Annotated in this window: 19 protein-coding genes; 9 read left to right on the forward strand and 10 right to left on the reverse strand. The window is 66.1% G+C overall.

The window, feature by feature from the left end; genetic code table 11:
• Window positions 1-22: 22 nt before the first annotated feature.
• A complete protein-coding gene (locus tag ASD22_RS00145) occupies window positions 23-451 on the reverse strand; it encodes a DUF4124 domain-containing protein (RefSeq protein ID WP_056077310.1) in 429 nt (142 codons plus the stop codon).
• Window positions 452-555: 104 nt separating this feature from the next.
• Here ASD22_RS00145 and ASD22_RS00150 point away from each other — a divergent pair, with 104 nt between their 5' ends.
• Genes ASD22_RS00150 through rimI form a run of 3 tightly spaced genes read left to right on the forward strand, consistent with a single transcriptional unit; the run spans window position 556 to window position 2,322 of the window.
• The gene (locus tag ASD22_RS00150) at window positions 556-1,338 is read left to right on the forward strand and encodes a phosphatidylcholine/phosphatidylserine synthase (RefSeq protein WP_056077313.1); all 783 of its coding nucleotides are present in this window, start codon (window positions 556-558) and stop codon (window positions 1,336-1,338) included.
• A complete protein-coding gene (locus ASD22_RS00155) occupies window positions 1,335-1,835 on the forward strand; it encodes a hypothetical protein (protein WP_056077316.1) in 501 nt (166 codons plus the stop codon). The genes ASD22_RS00150 and ASD22_RS00155 overlap by 4 nt, the downstream gene beginning before the upstream one ends.
• A 43-nt stretch (window positions 1,836-1,878) precedes the next feature.
• A complete protein-coding gene (rimI, locus tag ASD22_RS00160; protein WP_235577460.1) occupies window positions 1,879-2,322 on the forward strand; it encodes a ribosomal protein S18-alanine N-acetyltransferase in 444 nt (147 codons plus the stop codon).
• A gap of 81 nt (window positions 2,323-2,403) precedes the next feature.
• Here rimI and ASD22_RS00165 read toward each other — a convergent pair whose 3' ends face one another.
• The 6 genes from ASD22_RS00165 to ASD22_RS00190 all read right to left on the reverse strand — a co-directional run bounded on the left by ASD22_RS00165 (window position 2,404) and on the right by ASD22_RS00190 (window position 8,835).
• Complete coding sequence (locus tag ASD22_RS00165) at window positions 2,404-5,235, reverse strand: valine--tRNA ligase (protein WP_056077318.1); 2,832 nt, start codon at window positions 5,233-5,235, stop codon at window positions 2,404-2,406.
• A 173-nt stretch (window positions 5,236-5,408) separates the two neighbouring features.
• Window positions 5,409-5,759, reverse strand: a complete 351-nt coding sequence (locus tag ASD22_RS00170) for a DUF3147 family protein (protein WP_056077320.1) — start codon at window positions 5,757-5,759, stop codon at window positions 5,409-5,411.
• 21 nt (window positions 5,760-5,780) lie between these two features.
• On the reverse strand, window positions 5,781-6,848 hold the full coding sequence (hemE, locus tag ASD22_RS00175) for a uroporphyrinogen decarboxylase (RefSeq protein ID WP_056077322.1): 1,068 nt from the start codon (window positions 6,846-6,848) through the stop codon (window positions 5,781-5,783).
• A gap of 1 nt (window position 6,849) precedes the next feature.
• Window positions 6,850-7,110, reverse strand: coding sequence for a WGR domain-containing protein (locus tag ASD22_RS00180; protein ID WP_056077325.1), 261 nt, complete (start codon window positions 7,108-7,110; stop codon window positions 6,850-6,852).
• Between the two features lie 73 nt (window positions 7,111-7,183).
• Complete coding sequence (gene aroB / locus ASD22_RS00185) at window positions 7,184-8,284, reverse strand: 3-dehydroquinate synthase (RefSeq protein WP_056077328.1); 1,101 nt, start codon at window positions 8,282-8,284, stop codon at window positions 7,184-7,186.
• Window positions 8,281-8,835: a shikimate kinase gene (locus ASD22_RS00190; protein ID WP_056077331.1), complete on the reverse strand. Its 555-nt coding sequence runs from the start codon at window positions 8,833-8,835 to the stop codon at window positions 8,281-8,283. The genes aroB and ASD22_RS00190 overlap by 4 nt, the downstream gene beginning before the upstream one ends.
• Window positions 8,836-8,862: 27 nt before the next feature.
• Here ASD22_RS00190 and ASD22_RS00195 point away from each other — a divergent pair, with 27 nt between their 5' ends.
• From ASD22_RS00195 to ASD22_RS00205, 3 genes are all read left to right on the forward strand, one after another.
• Window positions 8,863-9,696: an SDR family oxidoreductase gene (locus ASD22_RS00195; protein WP_056077334.1), complete on the forward strand. Its 834-nt coding sequence runs from the start codon at window positions 8,863-8,865 to the stop codon at window positions 9,694-9,696.
• Between the two features lie 19 nt (window positions 9,697-9,715).
• Entirely contained in the window at window positions 9,716-10,060 is a 345-nt protein-coding gene (locus ASD22_RS00200) for a YbjQ family protein (protein WP_056077337.1), read from the forward strand.
• A 110-nt stretch (window positions 10,061-10,170) separates the two neighbouring features.
• A complete protein-coding gene (locus tag ASD22_RS00205) occupies window positions 10,171-10,374 on the forward strand; it encodes a dodecin family protein (RefSeq protein ID WP_007080015.1) in 204 nt (67 codons plus the stop codon).
• 59 nt (window positions 10,375-10,433) lie between these two features.
• Here ASD22_RS00205 and ASD22_RS00210 read toward each other — a convergent pair whose 3' ends face one another.
• Complete coding sequence (locus ASD22_RS00210; RefSeq protein ID WP_056077340.1) at window positions 10,434-11,264, reverse strand: hypothetical protein; 831 nt, start codon at window positions 11,262-11,264, stop codon at window positions 10,434-10,436.
• A 157-nt stretch (window positions 11,265-11,421) separates the two neighbouring features.
• Here ASD22_RS00210 and pdxH point away from each other — a divergent pair, with 157 nt between their 5' ends.
• Genes pdxH through ASD22_RS00225 form a run of 3 tightly spaced genes read left to right on the forward strand, consistent with a single transcriptional unit; the run spans window position 11,422 to window position 13,291 of the window.
• Entirely contained in the window at window positions 11,422-12,009 is a 588-nt protein-coding gene (pdxH, locus tag ASD22_RS00215; RefSeq protein ID WP_056077344.1) for a pyridoxamine 5'-phosphate oxidase, read from the forward strand.
• Entirely contained in the window at window positions 12,006-12,449 is a 444-nt protein-coding gene (locus tag ASD22_RS00220) for a secondary thiamine-phosphate synthase enzyme YjbQ (RefSeq protein WP_056077347.1), read from the forward strand. The genes pdxH and ASD22_RS00220 overlap by 4 nt, the downstream gene beginning before the upstream one ends.
• A gap of 44 nt (window positions 12,450-12,493) precedes the next feature.
• The gene (locus tag ASD22_RS00225) at window positions 12,494-13,291 is read left to right on the forward strand and encodes an ABC transporter substrate-binding protein (RefSeq protein WP_056080683.1); all 798 of its coding nucleotides are present in this window, start codon (window positions 12,494-12,496) and stop codon (window positions 13,289-13,291) included.
• A gap of 35 nt (window positions 13,292-13,326) precedes the next feature.
• Here ASD22_RS00225 and ASD22_RS00230 read toward each other — a convergent pair whose 3' ends face one another.
• Both ASD22_RS00230 and proC read right to left on the reverse strand, forming a co-directional pair.
• Window positions 13,327-13,902 (reverse strand): YggT family protein, encoded by a 576-nt coding sequence (locus ASD22_RS00230; RefSeq protein ID WP_056077351.1) that lies wholly within the window; start codon window positions 13,900-13,902, stop codon window positions 13,327-13,329.
• Window positions 13,899-14,720 (reverse strand): pyrroline-5-carboxylate reductase, encoded by an 822-nt coding sequence (gene proC / locus ASD22_RS00235; protein WP_056077354.1) that lies wholly within the window; start codon window positions 14,718-14,720, stop codon window positions 13,899-13,901. The genes ASD22_RS00230 and proC overlap by 4 nt, the downstream gene beginning before the upstream one ends.
• Window positions 14,721-14,883: the final 163 nt, after the last annotated feature.

Genomic DNA, 14,883 nt, shown 5'->3' on the forward strand with positions numbered 1-14,883 from the left:
CGCCGATGGGGGTGAACGTAAATCAGTTGGCCTGGCAATATTGCTGATATTGCGCTTCGTCCGCCGCGATCTGCTGCTTGCGCTGGGTATCGTCCAGCGCCGTCGATTTTCCGGCCTGCTGCATCACCACCGGGCCGGTGCCCTTGAGCATCTTCAGATTGTTCTGCAGGGAGTCGCAAAGCGTCTTGCGGTTGGCGGGTGTGTCCGCGATCGGCTGGCTGGACGCCGGGGCGGGCTGTGCTTCGGTGGTAGCTGCCGGCGTTTGCGCCTGCGGGTCTTGCGCGGGCGCCGCGGCGGATTCGACCGTCTTTATCCTTTTGAAATCGACACCGGAGGCCGGTGCGGTCTGCGAGTAATGCACGGTGCCTTGGCTGTCGGTCCATTTGTAGACCTGCGCCACGGCCAGCGGCGTCAGCAGCATCAGCGCCACGGCGATCAACGAACGTTGCATGGAGTGTCCCCTGGATGAGATACGCAGCCCGTCCTTGTTATCACTCCGGCGATCGGGACTCAAGCGATGGTTTACACTTCGCGCATCCTGTCACGGTTTGATTCATGAGCGAGCAAATGCCAGTCCGCGCGCCGCGGCACCGGGGTATCTACCTGTTGCCCAACCTGTTCACCACCGGGGCAATGTTCGCCGGGTTCTACGCGATCATCGCCAGCATCAGCGGGTTCTATTCCGATGCGGCAGTGGCGGTGTTCTTCGCCGCTGTGCTCGATGGCATGGATGGCCGGGTGGCGAGAATGACCGGCACCCAGAGCGAATTCGGCGTGCAGTACGACTCGCTGTCCGACTTGATCAGCTTCGGCCTGGCGCCTTCGCTGGTGCTGTACACGTGGTCGTTGTCCGCGCTGAAGGATTTCGGCCCGCTGTGGGGCAAGCTGGGCTGGGCCGCTGCCTTCATCTACGCCGCCTGCGCCGCCTTGCGGTTGGCGCGGTTCAATACCCAGGTCAGCGTGATCGACAAGCGCTATTTCCAGGGGCTGGCCAGCCCCGCTGCGGCCGGTGTCTGCATGTCATTCGTGTGGAGCATGGAGAAATTCGACGTGCCGGGTGCCGAGCTGTGCTTCGTGGTGCCGTTCATCGCCGTGATTACCGGTTTGTTGATGGTGAGCCGGTTTCGCTATTACAGCTTCAAGTCGCTGCCGACCGGCGATCGCCAGCGGGTACCGTTCGGCTGGATGGTCGGTGCGGTGCTGTTGCTGGCGCTGCTGATTCTGGACACGCCGCGGGTATTGCTGGCGGGGTTCACGATTTACCTGTTGTCCGGCCCGGTAATGACGCTGTGGGGTTTGGCCGAGCACCGGCGGCGGGGACGCCGCGGCAACGCATGAACGCGGCCGCGAGCCATGTCGACGCCGTCCATCGTGCGCGGGTGTTGCGCGCGCTGGGCATGGTGCCGTGGGTACGCCGCGCCGCGCCCACGCCGCTGGCTACGCAAGAAGACATCACGGCTGCGCCGCCGGTGCAGGGCGACGATGCGCCAGGTGCCTGCGTGGTGGTCTTGCCGGGCGGCTGCGCCACGCGCGAGCTCGACCTGCTGGGACGCACGTTCGGTGCCTGTGGTGCCTGGCTGGCGCGTGCCGCGCGGGTCAGCGTGAATGCAGCGGGCGAATTGGCGGAGGCACCGCCAGCGGCGCGCGCTTATCTGGTGTTCGGTGAAACCCAGGCCCACGCGTTGGGTCGGAGCCTGCCGGCCGAGGTGATGCAGCGCGCGCAGATCGTGCTGGTCGACGAGCCGTCGCAGGTGCTGTCGCACGCAGCCTCCAAGCGGCGCTTGTGGACCGCAGTGCGCACGCTGCACCGTGCGCTGGCTGGCGTCACGGGCTGACGTCGTGGTCGCGCTCGCTCATCCCTCGGCCCGGATGCGCACGATGACGGCGGACGATCTTGTCGCTGTTGGCGAGATCGAGCTGGCCTCGTATGAATTCCCCTGGTCGCCGGGCGTCTTTGCCGATTGCCTCAAGGCTGGCTATCCGTGCTGGGTGCTGGTCGTGGACGACGTCACTGCGGGCTACGGCATCCTTTCGATGGGCGCGGGCGAGGCGCATGTGCTGAACATCTGCATAAGCCCGCAACGGCGCGGCCAGGGCCTGGGCCGTTACCTGTTGCGCAGGCTGCTGGACAGCGCGCGCTGGAACGGCGCCGAGCGCGTGTTTCTGGAAGTGCGGCCGTCCAATGCCGATGCCCGGGCACTGTACGCGTCGATCGGGTTTCGCGAGATCGGTCGGCGGCCGCGCTACTACCCGGCACGTAACGGACGCGAAGAGGCGATCGTGATGGCGCTCGATCTGGCTGCAAGCCATATCGAGAAATAGGCGAGGGCGCTTCCGCTCCTGCTGCCTGGCGCGAAAAGCCCCTCTCCCCCAGCCCCTCCCCCGCAAGCGGGGGAGGGGAGCTCAGCCGCCCAGCTTCTGCGCCTGCTCGCGCAGAGCGCCCAGCGTGGTGTTCCAGTCGGTGATGCGCTGGCGCTCCTGGGCGACGACTTCGGCCGGGGCGTTGGCCACGAAGTTGGCATTGCCCAGCTTGCCCTCGCACTTCCTGATTTCGACTTCGATGCGGCTGATCTCCTTGGCCAGGCGCACCTTCTCCGCTTCCAGATCGATCAGCCCGGCCAGCGGAATCATCACCCGCAGCGCGCCCACCACAGCGGCAGCCGAAGCCGGTTCGTCGGCGCCGGCTTCGATCCATTGCGGCGTTTCGGTACGGGCGAGGAAGCTGATCTGCGCCGCGAACTTGGTCACCCGCGCGTGGTCGCTGGCGTCACCGTCGGCGAACAGCAGCGGGATGGTCTTGGCCGGCGAGATGTTCATTTCCGAACGGATCTTGCGGATGCCGGACAACACGTTCTTGAACCACTCGATCTCGCCCGTCGCCGCGTGATCCGCCGCGATGTCGTCGGCCTTCGGCCACGGCCGGTGGATCAGGCTTTCCTCGGTGAGGCCGAGCTTTGGTCCCACATCCTTCCAGATTTCTTCAGTGATGAACGGGATCACCGGATGCAGCGCGCGCAACACCGATTCCAGCACCACCAGCAAGGTGTGGCGGGTGGAAGCGGCGGCAGCGGCATCATCGCCATTCAACGCAGGCTTGGACAGCTCCAGGAACCAGTCGCAGTACTCGTTCCACACAAACTCGTACAACGCCTGCGCCAGATGGTCGAAACGGTAGCTGACGAAGTGCTGCTCGACCTCGGCCAGCGTCTGCTTCAGGCGGGTGAGAATCCACCGCTCCGCCTCGGTAGCGGGCAGGCCTTGGGGAGCGGCGATCTGGCCCTCGGGCAGATTCATCAACACGAACCGCGCCGCATTCCACAACTTGTTGCAGAACGCCTTGTAGCCTTCGGCGCGCTTGATGTCGAAGTTGATCGTGCGGCTGTAGCTGGCCAGCGCGGCGAAGGTGAAGCGCAGCGCGTCGGTGCCGATCGCGGGGATGCCGTCGGGGTAGTCCTTGCGGATGCGCTTCTCGACCTTGGCGCGCACCTGCGGGATCAGCAGGGACTTGGTGGATTTCTCCACCAGTGGCTCCAGCGCGATGCCGTCGATCAGGTCCAGCGGGTCCAGCGTGTTGCCCTTGGACTTGGACATCTTCTGGCCTTCCGCATCGCGCACGATGGCGTTGATGTAGACCTCGCGGAACGGAATTTTTCCAGTGAAATACTTGGTCGCCATCACCATGCGGGCGACCCAGAAGAAGATGATGTCGAAGCCGGTGACCAGCACCGCGCTGGGCAGGAATATCTTGTCCTGTTCCCAGTTGGCGACGATTTCGCCGCGCTCGTTCTTCACCGGGCCATCGGCCGGCCAGCCCAGGGTGGAGAACGGCCACAGCGCCGAGGAGAACCAGGTGTCCAGCACGTCCTCGTCCTGGCGCAGCGCACCAACCGGTGCGGTGGTGGCGCTGGCGCGCGCGTCGGCCTCGTCCTCGCCCACGAAGATGTTGCCGGCCTCGTCGTACCACGCCGGGATGCGGTGGCCCCACCACAGCTGGCGGCTGATGCACCAGTCCTGGATGTTGTCCAGCCATTGCGTGTAGGTGGTGCTCCAGTTCTCGGGCACGAACTTGATTTCGCCCGAGCGCACGGCATCCAGCGCAGGTTCGGTGATCGCCTTGCGGCCGCCTGGACGTCCATCGGCCAGCGTCTCCGAGGTGAGGTCGACGAACCACTGGTCGGTCAGCATCGGCTCGATCACCGCGTCGGAACGCTGGCTCACGGGCACCTGCAGCTTGTGCGGCTTGGTCCCGACCAGCAGGCCGGCGGCTTCGAGGTCGGCCAGCACCGCCTTGCGTGCGTCGTAGCGATCGAGCCCGCGGTATTTCGCCGGCGCGTTGTCGTTGACCTTCGCGTCCAGCGTGAAAATCTCGATCGGCGCCAGTTTGTGGCGCTGGCCCACCGCGTAATCGTTGAAGTCGTGCGCGGGCGTGATCTTCACGCAGCCGGTGCCGAATTCGCGATCAACGTAGTCGTCGGCGATCACCGGAATCTGCCGGCCGGTCAGGGGCAGGTGCAGTTGTTGGCCGATCAGGTGGGCGTAGCGCTCGTCCTCCGGATGCACGGCCACGGCGACGTCGCCCAACATCGTTTCCGGACGCGTGGTGGCCACCACCAGCGAGGCGGCGCCATCGGTGGTCATGTAGCGGATCGACCACATGTGGCCGTCCCGCTCGACATTGTTCACTTCAAGATCCGACACCGCCGTGCCCAGTACCGGGTCCCAGTTCACCAACCGGTTGCCGCGATAGATCAGGCCGGCGCGATACCAGTCGATGAACACCTTGCGCACGGCGGCCGAAAGGCCTTCATCCATGGTGAAGCGCTCGCGCGACCAGTCGGCGGCGGCACCGATGCGGCGCATCTGGTTGGTGATGGTGGAGCCGGACTCCTCCTTCCATTTCCACACCCGCTCGATGAAGGCCTCGCGGCCCAGGTCGTGCCGGGTCTTTTCCTCGACGGCGAGCTGGTTCTCCACGATCTTCTGGGTGGCGATGCCGGCGTGATCGGTGCCCACCTGCCACAGCGTGTTCATGCCGCGCATGCGCTGATAGCGCACCAGCATGTCCATCACCGTCTGCTGGAACGCGTGTCCCATGTGCAGCGTGCCGGTGACGTTCGGCGGCGGCAGCAGGATGCAATACGGCTCGCCCTGGCCCGACGGCTTGAACGCGCCGCTGGCTTCCCAGCGCGCATACCACGTCGACTCGATCTGGGCGGGCTCGAAACTCTTTTCCATGGGTGTGCTCGATGGCGCGGGCAGAGCCGGCGCTTGGATCAGTGGGGAAAACGATGATTGTACGGGGCGGGAGCGAGGCTGCCAAAAGGCGACTCACTCAAAGCCGCCTTACACGCGCCAGGCGTGGTGAGCGGCGAGCCTGCGATGGGTTATCCCACGATGCCAGTCAGGTCTTAAAGCAGTTCGATGCCGAACCGCCGCACCAGCAGCGCAAACAGCCAGAAGCACACCAGCGTGATCACCACGCACGACAGCAGCGTTGGCCAGAAACCGAGCCGTGGCAACAACACTGGAAACGCCAGGAACATCGGCAACGTCGGCACCACGTACCAGAAGGTGTACCAGGCGTGGTTCGCGATTTTCACCTGCGGCTGGCGCTCGACCTGCAACCAGATCAGCGCCAGCACGGTGACCAGTGGCAGCGCGGCGATCAGGCCGCCGAGGCGGTCGCTGCGTTTGGCGACTTCGGAGACGAGCACCACGACGGCGGCGGTGATCAGGTATTTGGTGACCAGCCACACCATGGTGTGCTCCCTGGAAGATGTTCAGCGGCGCAGCGTGCGTCCGTAAGCGTGCACTTCATCGACCAGTACTTTGACGTGCTCGGGCTCGACCTCGGGCGTGATGCCGTGGCCCAGGTTGAACACATGGCCGGGATGGTTGCCGTAGCTGTCCATCACGGCGCGTACCTCGCGGCGGATCACCTCGGGGCTGGCGCGCATCACGGCCGGATCGAGGTTGCCTTGCAGCGCGACCTTGCCGGCTACGGCACGGCGTGCGTCGGCCAGGTCCATCGTCCAGTCGACGCCGAGCGCGGCGCAGCCGCTGTCGGCCATTTCCGCGAGATGCTGGCCGGCGCCCTTGGAAAACAGCGTCACGGGCAAGTCGCGCGAAGCCGGGTCGGCTTTCAATGCGGCCACGATCGAGGTCATGTAGCGCAGCGAAAATTCGCGGAACGGGGCCGGGCCGAGCAGGCCGCCCCAGGTGTCGAAAATCATCAACGCCTGCGCGCCCGCGTGAGCCTGCGCGATCAGGTAGGCGGCAACGGAGCGGGCCAGGGTGTTGAGCAGTTGGTGGGCGAGTTTCGGCTCGTTCCAGCACAGGCTCTTGAGCGTGGCGAAGTCCTTCGAGCCACGGCCTTCGACCATGTAGCAGGCCAGCGTCCACGGGCTGCCGGAGAAGCCGATCAGCGGCACGCGGCCGTGCAGCTCCTGCCGGATCAGCCGCACGGCGTCCATCACGTAGCGCAGTTCGCCGTCCATGTCGGGCACCGCGAGTTTCGCGATATCGGCCGCCGTGCGCACGGGATGCGCGAACTGCGGGCCTTCCCCTTGCGCAAACGACAGGCCCAGGCCCATCGCGTCGGGAATGGTGAGGATGTCGGAGAACAGGATCGCCGCATCGAGATCGAACCGTTCCAGCGGCTGCAGCGTCACTTCGCAGGCGAATTCGGGGTTCTGCGCCAGCCCCATGAAGCTGCCGGCGCGTTCGCGGGTGGCGCGGTATTCGGGCAGGTAGCGGCCGGCCTGGCGCATCACCCAGATGGGCGTGGTGTCGGTGGCTTCGCGGCGCAGCGCGCGCAGGAAGCGGTCGTTTTTCAACGCGTCGGTCATTTCAACGTCCGTAGGGGCCTTCCTGGCCTTGGCTGAACATCAGGCGGAAGCCGCGCTTGAGTTGCGCGTCGCGGGTTTTCTCGAAGGCGGCAATGGCCTCGTCGCGCTCCAGATATTGCTCGCGCTTGAGCGTGGCGCGGCCACCCTGCGTGCCGGATTCGCGGTACAGCGTCCAGCCGCCGAGCAGGTCCTGCTCCAGCGTGATCTGGACATAGCGTGGCGCGTCGGCGTTGACGGGCACGGTTTGCAGGTAGAGGCGCATGGTTTCCAGAATGGAGCAAGGCGCGTTGCCGGACCGCGGAGTTTATCGCACTGCCGACCTGCCCGACGCCGCGCTAGGCCGGCATGGCCGCCTGCAGCACGGCCAGTACCTCGGTTTCATCCACGCCACCGACGATTTCGGCCTTGCCGATACCGCGCCACAGGATCAGGCGCAGCTGGCCGTTGGCGTTCTTCTTGTCCAGCCGCATCAGCTCCAGCAGGTGCTGCGGGTCCATGCCGGCGGGCACCGTCGTGGGCAACCCCAGTCGCTGCAGCAGGCGCTGCAGCCGTTCGCGGTCGACCGCCTCGCTCATGCCCAGCCGCTCGGACATCTTCGCGGCCAGCACCATGCCCACTGCCACGCCTTCGCCGTGCAGCAGGGTGGTGTAGTGGCCGGCGGTTTCCAGCGCATGGCCGAAGGTGTGGCCCCAGTTGAGCAAGGCGCGCTCGCCCTGTTCGGTTTCGTCGCGGGACACCACGCCGGCCTTGTAGCGCACCTTGCGGGCGATGGCTTCGATCACCAGCGCGGTGTCGTGGGCCATCAAGGCGTCGGCGTGTTCTTCCAGCCATTCGAAGAAAGGTACATCACCGATCGCGGCGCCTTTCACCACTTCGGCCAGGCCGGCACTGTATTCGCGCTCGGGCAGGCTGGCCAGGGTGTCGATGTCGGCTACCACGGCGCGCGGCTGGTGGAAGGCACCGACGAGGTTCTTGCCCGCGGGCAGGTTGACGCCGGTCTTCCCGCCCACCGAGGAATCCACCATCGCCAGCAGCGTGGTCGGCATCTGGATGAAGTCGATGCCGCGCATCCAGCACGCGGCGCTGAAGCCGGCCAGGTCACCCACCACGCCGCCGCCCAGCGCGATCACGCAGGCATCGCGGGTGGCACCCAGGTCGGCCAGTGCCTGCAGCGCGCGCTCCACGTTGGAAAACGATTTGTGCGATTCGCCGTCGTCCAGCAGGAACGATGACCAATCCAACCCCTCCAGCCCCTGCGTCACGCGCTGCAGGTACAACGGCGCGACGGTGGTGTTGCTGATCACCAACGCATGCCGGCCGCGCAGCATGGCGCGCCAGCGGTCGCGGTCGGCGAGCAGGTTGTGCCCGATCCAGACCGGGTAGCGGCGCTCGCCGAGGGCAACGTCAATCGTGGTGGTGGGGTGCGAATCGTTCATGCGGTTTGCGATGGCCTGATGGGTTGGCGCTGCCAGTGGTGGTTGATCAGATCGATGCAGCGGTCGCCCGCCGTGGCGACGGTGGTGCTGCCGCCGGGGATGGCGAGGTCGGCCATCTGGCGATACAGCGGCTCGCGGATTTCCGCCATTGACTGCAGCCGTGCGCGGCGATCCGTGCCGGCCAGCAGTGGCCGATGGGTGTCGCGCTCCAGCCGTTCCAGTTGTTGCCCGATGCTGGCCTGCAGCCACACCACAAAGCCACGCGTGGCCAGCCTGTCGGCGTTTGCCGGGTCCAGCACGGCACCGGCGCCGGTGGCCAGCAAGATGTCGCCGCGGGCGGTGATGGCATCCAGCAGCAGGCCCTCGCGCTGGCGGAAACCCGCCTCGCCCTCGATCTCGAAGATGGTGGGGATGTCCACGCCGGTCTGTCGCTCGATCTCCTGATCCAGGTCGATGAACGAGAGGCCATAATGACTGGCCAGCCGCCGCCCGACGGAGGTTTTTCCCGCGCCGGTGGGGCCGATGAGAAAGAGGCTGGACGACGGATTCATCCGTGAACTTTAGCAGCAGAAGCTGATATGATCGAACGCGTTTTACTGGCTGGTTGTGGCGATCTGGGCTTGCGCGTGGCGCGGCAACTGCTGGGCCGTGGCGACCGTGTCTGGGCGCTGCGGCGGACGCCGCCGGTCGGTGACACCAGCGGCATCCATTGGCTGCGCGCCGATTTGCGCCAAGCCGAAACGCTGCGCGACCTGCCGTCCGGAATCACCCGGCTGGTCTACCTGCCCACGCCCGACCGGCGCGACGAGGCGGCCTATCGCGCCACCTTCGTTGACGGCTTGCGGCATCTGCTGCAGGCGCTGGACGCCGACGCGCTGCGGCGGGTGCTGTTTGTTTCGTCCACGGCGGTTTATGGCGCGCACGGCGGCGAGTGGGTGGATGAAACCACCGCGCCGGCGCCGCCGGGCTTCAATGGAAAGGCCTTGATGGACGCCGAGCATTGGCTCGCGGCGCAGCCCGTTTCGTCGGTAACGCTGCGGTTGGCTGGTTTGTACGGGCCGGGTCGGCTGCAACTGGTCGAACGGCTGCGCGCCGGGCAGGTGCAGGTACCGCGTGAGCATCCGCACTGGGCCAACCGCATCCACGTCGACGATGCCGCAGCCGCGATCACGCATCTGCTGACGCTCCCCGCGGCGCAGTCGCTGTACCTGGGCGTGGATGACACACCGTTGCCGCTGGCTGTGCTTTACGATCATCTGGCCCGCCTGGCCGGCGCACCCTTGCCGGCCGAGGGGCCGGCGCCGGCCGGTGTCGGCAGCAAGCGGCTCGGCAATGCCCGCTTGCGCGCCAGCGGCTGGGTGCCGCAATGGCCGGATTCGCGTGCCGGCTACGCTGCGTTGCTCGACAAGTGACCCACTACGGAGAACCGTCATGGCCAGCACCGTTCCGCATCATCAGGTCAGTACCACCAACGACATTCCCGACTACCGCATCGTGCGTTCGCTGGGCATCGTGCGCGGCATCACGGTGCGTTCGCGCAGCGTGGTCGGCAATATCGGTGCGGCATTGCAGACCATCGTGGGCGGCAATATCTCGATCTATACCGAGCTGTGCGAGAAGGCACGCGAGGAAGCGTACGAGCTGATGCTGCAGCACGCCGCGGCGATGGGTGCCAACGGCGTGGTGGGGATGCGCTATGACGCCAACGACGTGGGCCAGGGTGTTACCGAAGTGCTTGCCTACGGCACCGCCGTGCAGGTTGAAGCGTCAACGTAAGGTGATTTTGCAATGCGGCTTGTCACCCGCACGGAGCGCGGGCCAGACTCGGGCTTCAGGATGGGGGAGCGCATCGTGCCGCTTGCACGATTCAATCGGAGATTGACGCCATGTCGGTAGCCAAGGTCATTGAAATCAACGCTTCGTCCAGCAAGGGCGTGGAAGACGCCGTGCAGCACGGTTTGAAGAAGGCGGCGGAGTCGGTCAAGAACATCAAGGGCGCCTGGGTCAACGAGATCAAGGTGGTTACCAGGGACGACGGCACGGTGACCGAGTGGCGCGTCAACATGAAGGTCAACTTCGTCGTCGACTGATTCGGCGGGATGTTCGGGGCGGGGCAGGCAACCCTGTCCCGAGCCCCGAAAGCGCGGGCTCAATCGTGGCTGAGGCCGGTGACGTGGCGCTCGTCGTCGTACTCCACGCAGCTGTCGGCCAGCGCGGGCAGGGTGGCCAGGGCGTGGCGGCTCAGTCGTTCGAAGTGCGACAGGAAGCGATCCATGGCGTCCGCATCCATCGCCAGCGGCGCATGGCGGGCCATCAAATCCTCCTCCTGCTGGCCGCGCCAGCGGCGCACGATGTTCCAGTCCGGTGCCTGCAGCACGATCAGCGCGTCGAATTTGCGCCATAGCGGCTGGTAACTGCGCAATTGCTTGTTCACCCAGCGGCGCCAGCTTCCGTCGGCGTCTTCACGGCGTTCCAGGTCGTTGATCGGGGGGAGCAGCGCCGATTGCGCCTGCGGCCGGATGCCCAGCGCCCAGCCTTCCACGATCACCAACTTCGGCGCGCGCTTGATGCGCGGCCAGCGCGACGGTGGAAAACGGGTGTCGCGGCCCTTGTCGAAACGCGGATGGGTTACCGGCAGCTTGTCCGACGCATGCGGCAGCGCCGCCAGCACCGACATCAGCAACTCGATCTCGTGGGTGCCCGGCACGCCGCGCGTGCGGAGCAGCGGATGCACCTGTTGGGACAACGCCTCGCGTTCGCTGCGGGCGTAGTAGAAATCGTCCAGCGAAAGCACTTCGGTGGCCCAGCCGCGCGCCTCGGCCTGTGCCTTCATCACCCGCGCCAGGGTGCTCTTGCCGCTGCCCTGCAGGCCGGAAAGCGCAAGCACGTATGGCCGCCGCGAACGGGCGATGCGGCCGGCGTAGTGATCCAGCAAGTGGCCGGCAAGTGCCTCGTTCTGGGTGTCCGCGAGAGCCTTCATTCGTACCGCGCCGTGACGTGCGGCAGCACCGTGCAGCGGGCGGCGGATCCCCGCCGTGTGGCGCGGGCTGGGGGGGGGATTGAGCTAATATGTGAGGTATCCATCTGCCCCATGATGGCGCGCGCGGGCCACGATTCAAGGAAAAGTTTCAAAAGCCATGCTTAATTCCGAGATGTTGCACATTTTCCAGCAGTTGCTGGAGGAGGCCCGGGCCAGCGGCGACCCCGAGCCGACCGCGATGAACCTTGCCACGGTGGATGCTTCCGGCCGCGTGGCTTCACGCATCGTGCTGCTCAAGGGCGTGGATGAGCGCGGGTTCCGCTTCTTCACCAATTACGCGAGCGACAAGGGCTCCCAACTGGAAGCGCACCCGCAGGTGGCGTTGTGCTTTCACTGGAAGCAGATCCGCCACGGTGTGCAGGTGCGCGTGGAAGGCCATGCCCGCAAATTGCAGGACGAAGAATCCGACGCCTATTTCGCCACCCGCGCGCGCGGCAGCCAGATCGGTGCCTGGGCGTCGCTGCAATCGCAAACGCTGCCTGATCGACAGACTTTCGAGCAGCGGGTGGAACGCTACGAACAGGAATTCGCCGGCCGCGACGTCAGCCGCCCGCCGCACTGGGGCGGCTTCGTGGTCGAGCCCGACACGCTGGAGTTCTGGTACGGCGCGGAATTCCGCCTGCACGAACGCGTGCGCTGGAACCGCCACGGCCAGACCTGGACCCATCGCCTGTTGTACCCATGAACGGCGGCGCCCAACCCGGTCGGCTGGTCGACCAGAACGGCTTCACGGTCGCGACCCGTGGCCGCGGTTTCAGCGAGATCACTCGCGACGTAGCCGACCTGGTGGCCGCCAGCGGCGTGCAGAAGGGTATCGCGCAGGTGTTCACGGCGCACACCAGTTGCTCGTTGTTGATCTGCGAAAACGCCGATCCCTCGGTACGCGGCGACCTGGAGCGCTGGATGGCGCGCGTCGTACCCGATGGTGATCCGATGTTCCGCCACGACGCGGAGGGCCCGGACGACATGCCCGCGCATATCCGTTCGATCCTCAGCGGGGTAAGCCTCACTGTGCCCGTTGGCGGCGGTCGCCTGCGGTTGGGCACCTGGCAGGGCATCTACCTGTGGGAGCATCGGACGCACCCGCATCAGCGCAAGGTCACCGTGACGGTCCTGGGATGCTGACGACCCGGGCCATGCCGCTGCACGCCATGTGTCTGACGCCATACATGCCCGACGCCTACCCCCAACGCATCGTCTGCCTTACCGAGGAACCTACCGAGGTGCTCTACGCGTTGGGCGAGGCGCACCGCATCGTCGGCATCTCCGGTTTCACCGTGCGTCCACCGCAGGCGCGGCGGGAAAAGCCCAAGGTTTCGGCTTTCACCAGCGCGAAAATCGGTGAGATCCTGAAGCTGGAGCCCGACCTGGCGATCGGCTTCTCCGACATCCAGGCCGACATCGCGCGCGAGCTGATCAAGGCGGGTGTCGAGGTGTGGATCAGCAACCATCGCAGCGTGGACGGCATCCTCGCCTATATCCGCCGGCTGGGCGCGATGGTGGGCGCGGCCGCCAAAGCCGAGGCGTATGCACAGCAGGCGGAGCAGCACCTGGCCGATATCCGCGCTGCCGTCGCCAGCTTGCCGCGGCGGCCGAAAGTGTATTTCGAGGAATGGGACGAGCCCATCATCACCGGCATCCGTTGGGTCGCCGAGATCATCGGCATCGCCGGCGGTGACGACTGTTTCCCCGAGCTGGCCCGCGAGCCGCTGGCCAAACAGCGCATCCTGCCCAACGGCGACGAGGTGGTGCGGCGCGCGCCGGATATCATCCTCGGCTCATGGTGCGGCAAGCGTTTCCGGCCGCAGAAAGTCGCGGCACGAGCGGGCTGGGACGCGATTCCCGCGGTGCAGACCGGCGACCTGTACGAGATCAAGTCGCCGATCATTCTGCAGCCGGGGCCAGCCGCGTTGTTCGATGGGCTGGACGAAATCCATCGCATCATCACCGCATGGGCGCTCCGCTGAACCGGCTTCAATCAGGCGCCGGCATCAGGTAAAGCTCAACGCGCCAATGCCAGCCGCATGCCCAGATCCAGCAGTGGCGCGGCGATCAGCATGCGCGCCAGCAGCAGAGCGATCATCACCGCCATCGGCGCGAAATCGATCATGCCCACGACCAGCCGCCCGCGCAGCGGCCGCATCAACGGCGCCACGATGGCATCCAGCAACCGCAGCACCGGATGGCGCTGGTCGACCGCGAACATGCTCAGCAACGACCACGCGAAAACCAGGATCAGGTAGAACATCAGCGCGAAATCGAGCAGCTCGGCCAGCGACAAAACCAGCAACCCGGCCACTCCGGGCATCATGCCCGTCACCGCGAACAACACCCAGCGTTTCAGCAGCATCGCCAGCCATGCCAGCAGCAGGGCGGCCAGGTTGATCCGCCGCCAGTTGGGGATCACCCGCCGCACTGGCGCCAGTACCGGGTTGGTGTAGCGATAGACGAACTGGCTCAGCGGATTGTGGAAATCCGCCCGGCAGGCTTCGGCCAGCACTCGTAGCAGGAGCAGGGTGACGGCGGCATTGAAGGCCAGTTCGATCAGCAGGCCCAGGGCATTCAGCAGGTAGCTCACGTTGGCTCATCCAGGCTGGCGGCAAGTTCGACGCCGCGCTTCCTGGCCGCGCCCATGGCATTGGCCACAATGAGGGGCAGACCGTCGGCGGCAAAGCTCTCCAGCGCGGCCTGCGTGGTGCCGTTGGGTGAGGTGACGCGCTGGCGCAAGGTGGCCGCGTCTTCGCCGCCTTCCGTCAGCATGCGGCCGGCGCCCAGGCAGGTCTGTGCGGCCAGCGCGCGCGCTGCGTCGCGCGGCAGGCCCTGCGCCACGGCCGCGGCTTCCATCGCCTCGACCATGGCAAAGAAATACGCGGGGCCCGAGCCGGACAATGCCGTGACCGTATCCATCAGGGCCTCATCGTCGATCCAGCGGGTGACGCCGGCGGTACCCAGAACTTCCTGCGCCTTGGCCTTTTGCGCCGCGCTGACCGCCGCATTGGCGTACAGCCCGGTGGCGCCCGCGCCGATCAACGCGGGCGTATTGGGCATGCAACGCACGATCGGCAAAGCGCCAAACCAGCGTTCAAGCTGGTCGATGCGCACGCCGGCAGCGATCGAGATGAGCAGGGGTGACTTGGTCTGCAGGATGTCGCGCAGGTCGCCCTGGATGGCCGGCATGACCTGGGGTTTTACTGCCAGCACGACCACATCGGCGCCGGCTGCGGCGGCCTTGTTGTCACCATGGCAGGTCACGCCCAGGTCGCGCGTCAACGCCTCGCGGGCCGCGGCCATGGGCTCGGCAACGTTGATGTCGCCCGGGGCAGCGCCATGCTTCAACAATCCGCCGATCAGGCTGCGCGCCATGTTGCCGCCGCCGATGAAAGCAATCTGTGTCATGAAAATCCTCGTTGATGGGCCTTGCCGCGATGCCTGCTGCAGGCGCCTTTTTTGCCTTGTTGCCGATGACCGCTCCCGGCGGTGCGTCGCGCCGAAAGTGAGATCTGTACATCTATACCGAAACGCTTGAAGTGGCGGCTGCCCGGTTTTGCACGCCGGGCTG

The sequence above is a fragment of the Rhodanobacter sp. Root480 genome (assembly GCF_001426645.1).
Lineage (GTDB): Bacteria > Pseudomonadota > Gammaproteobacteria > Xanthomonadales > Rhodanobacteraceae > Rhodanobacter > Rhodanobacter ginsenosidimutans.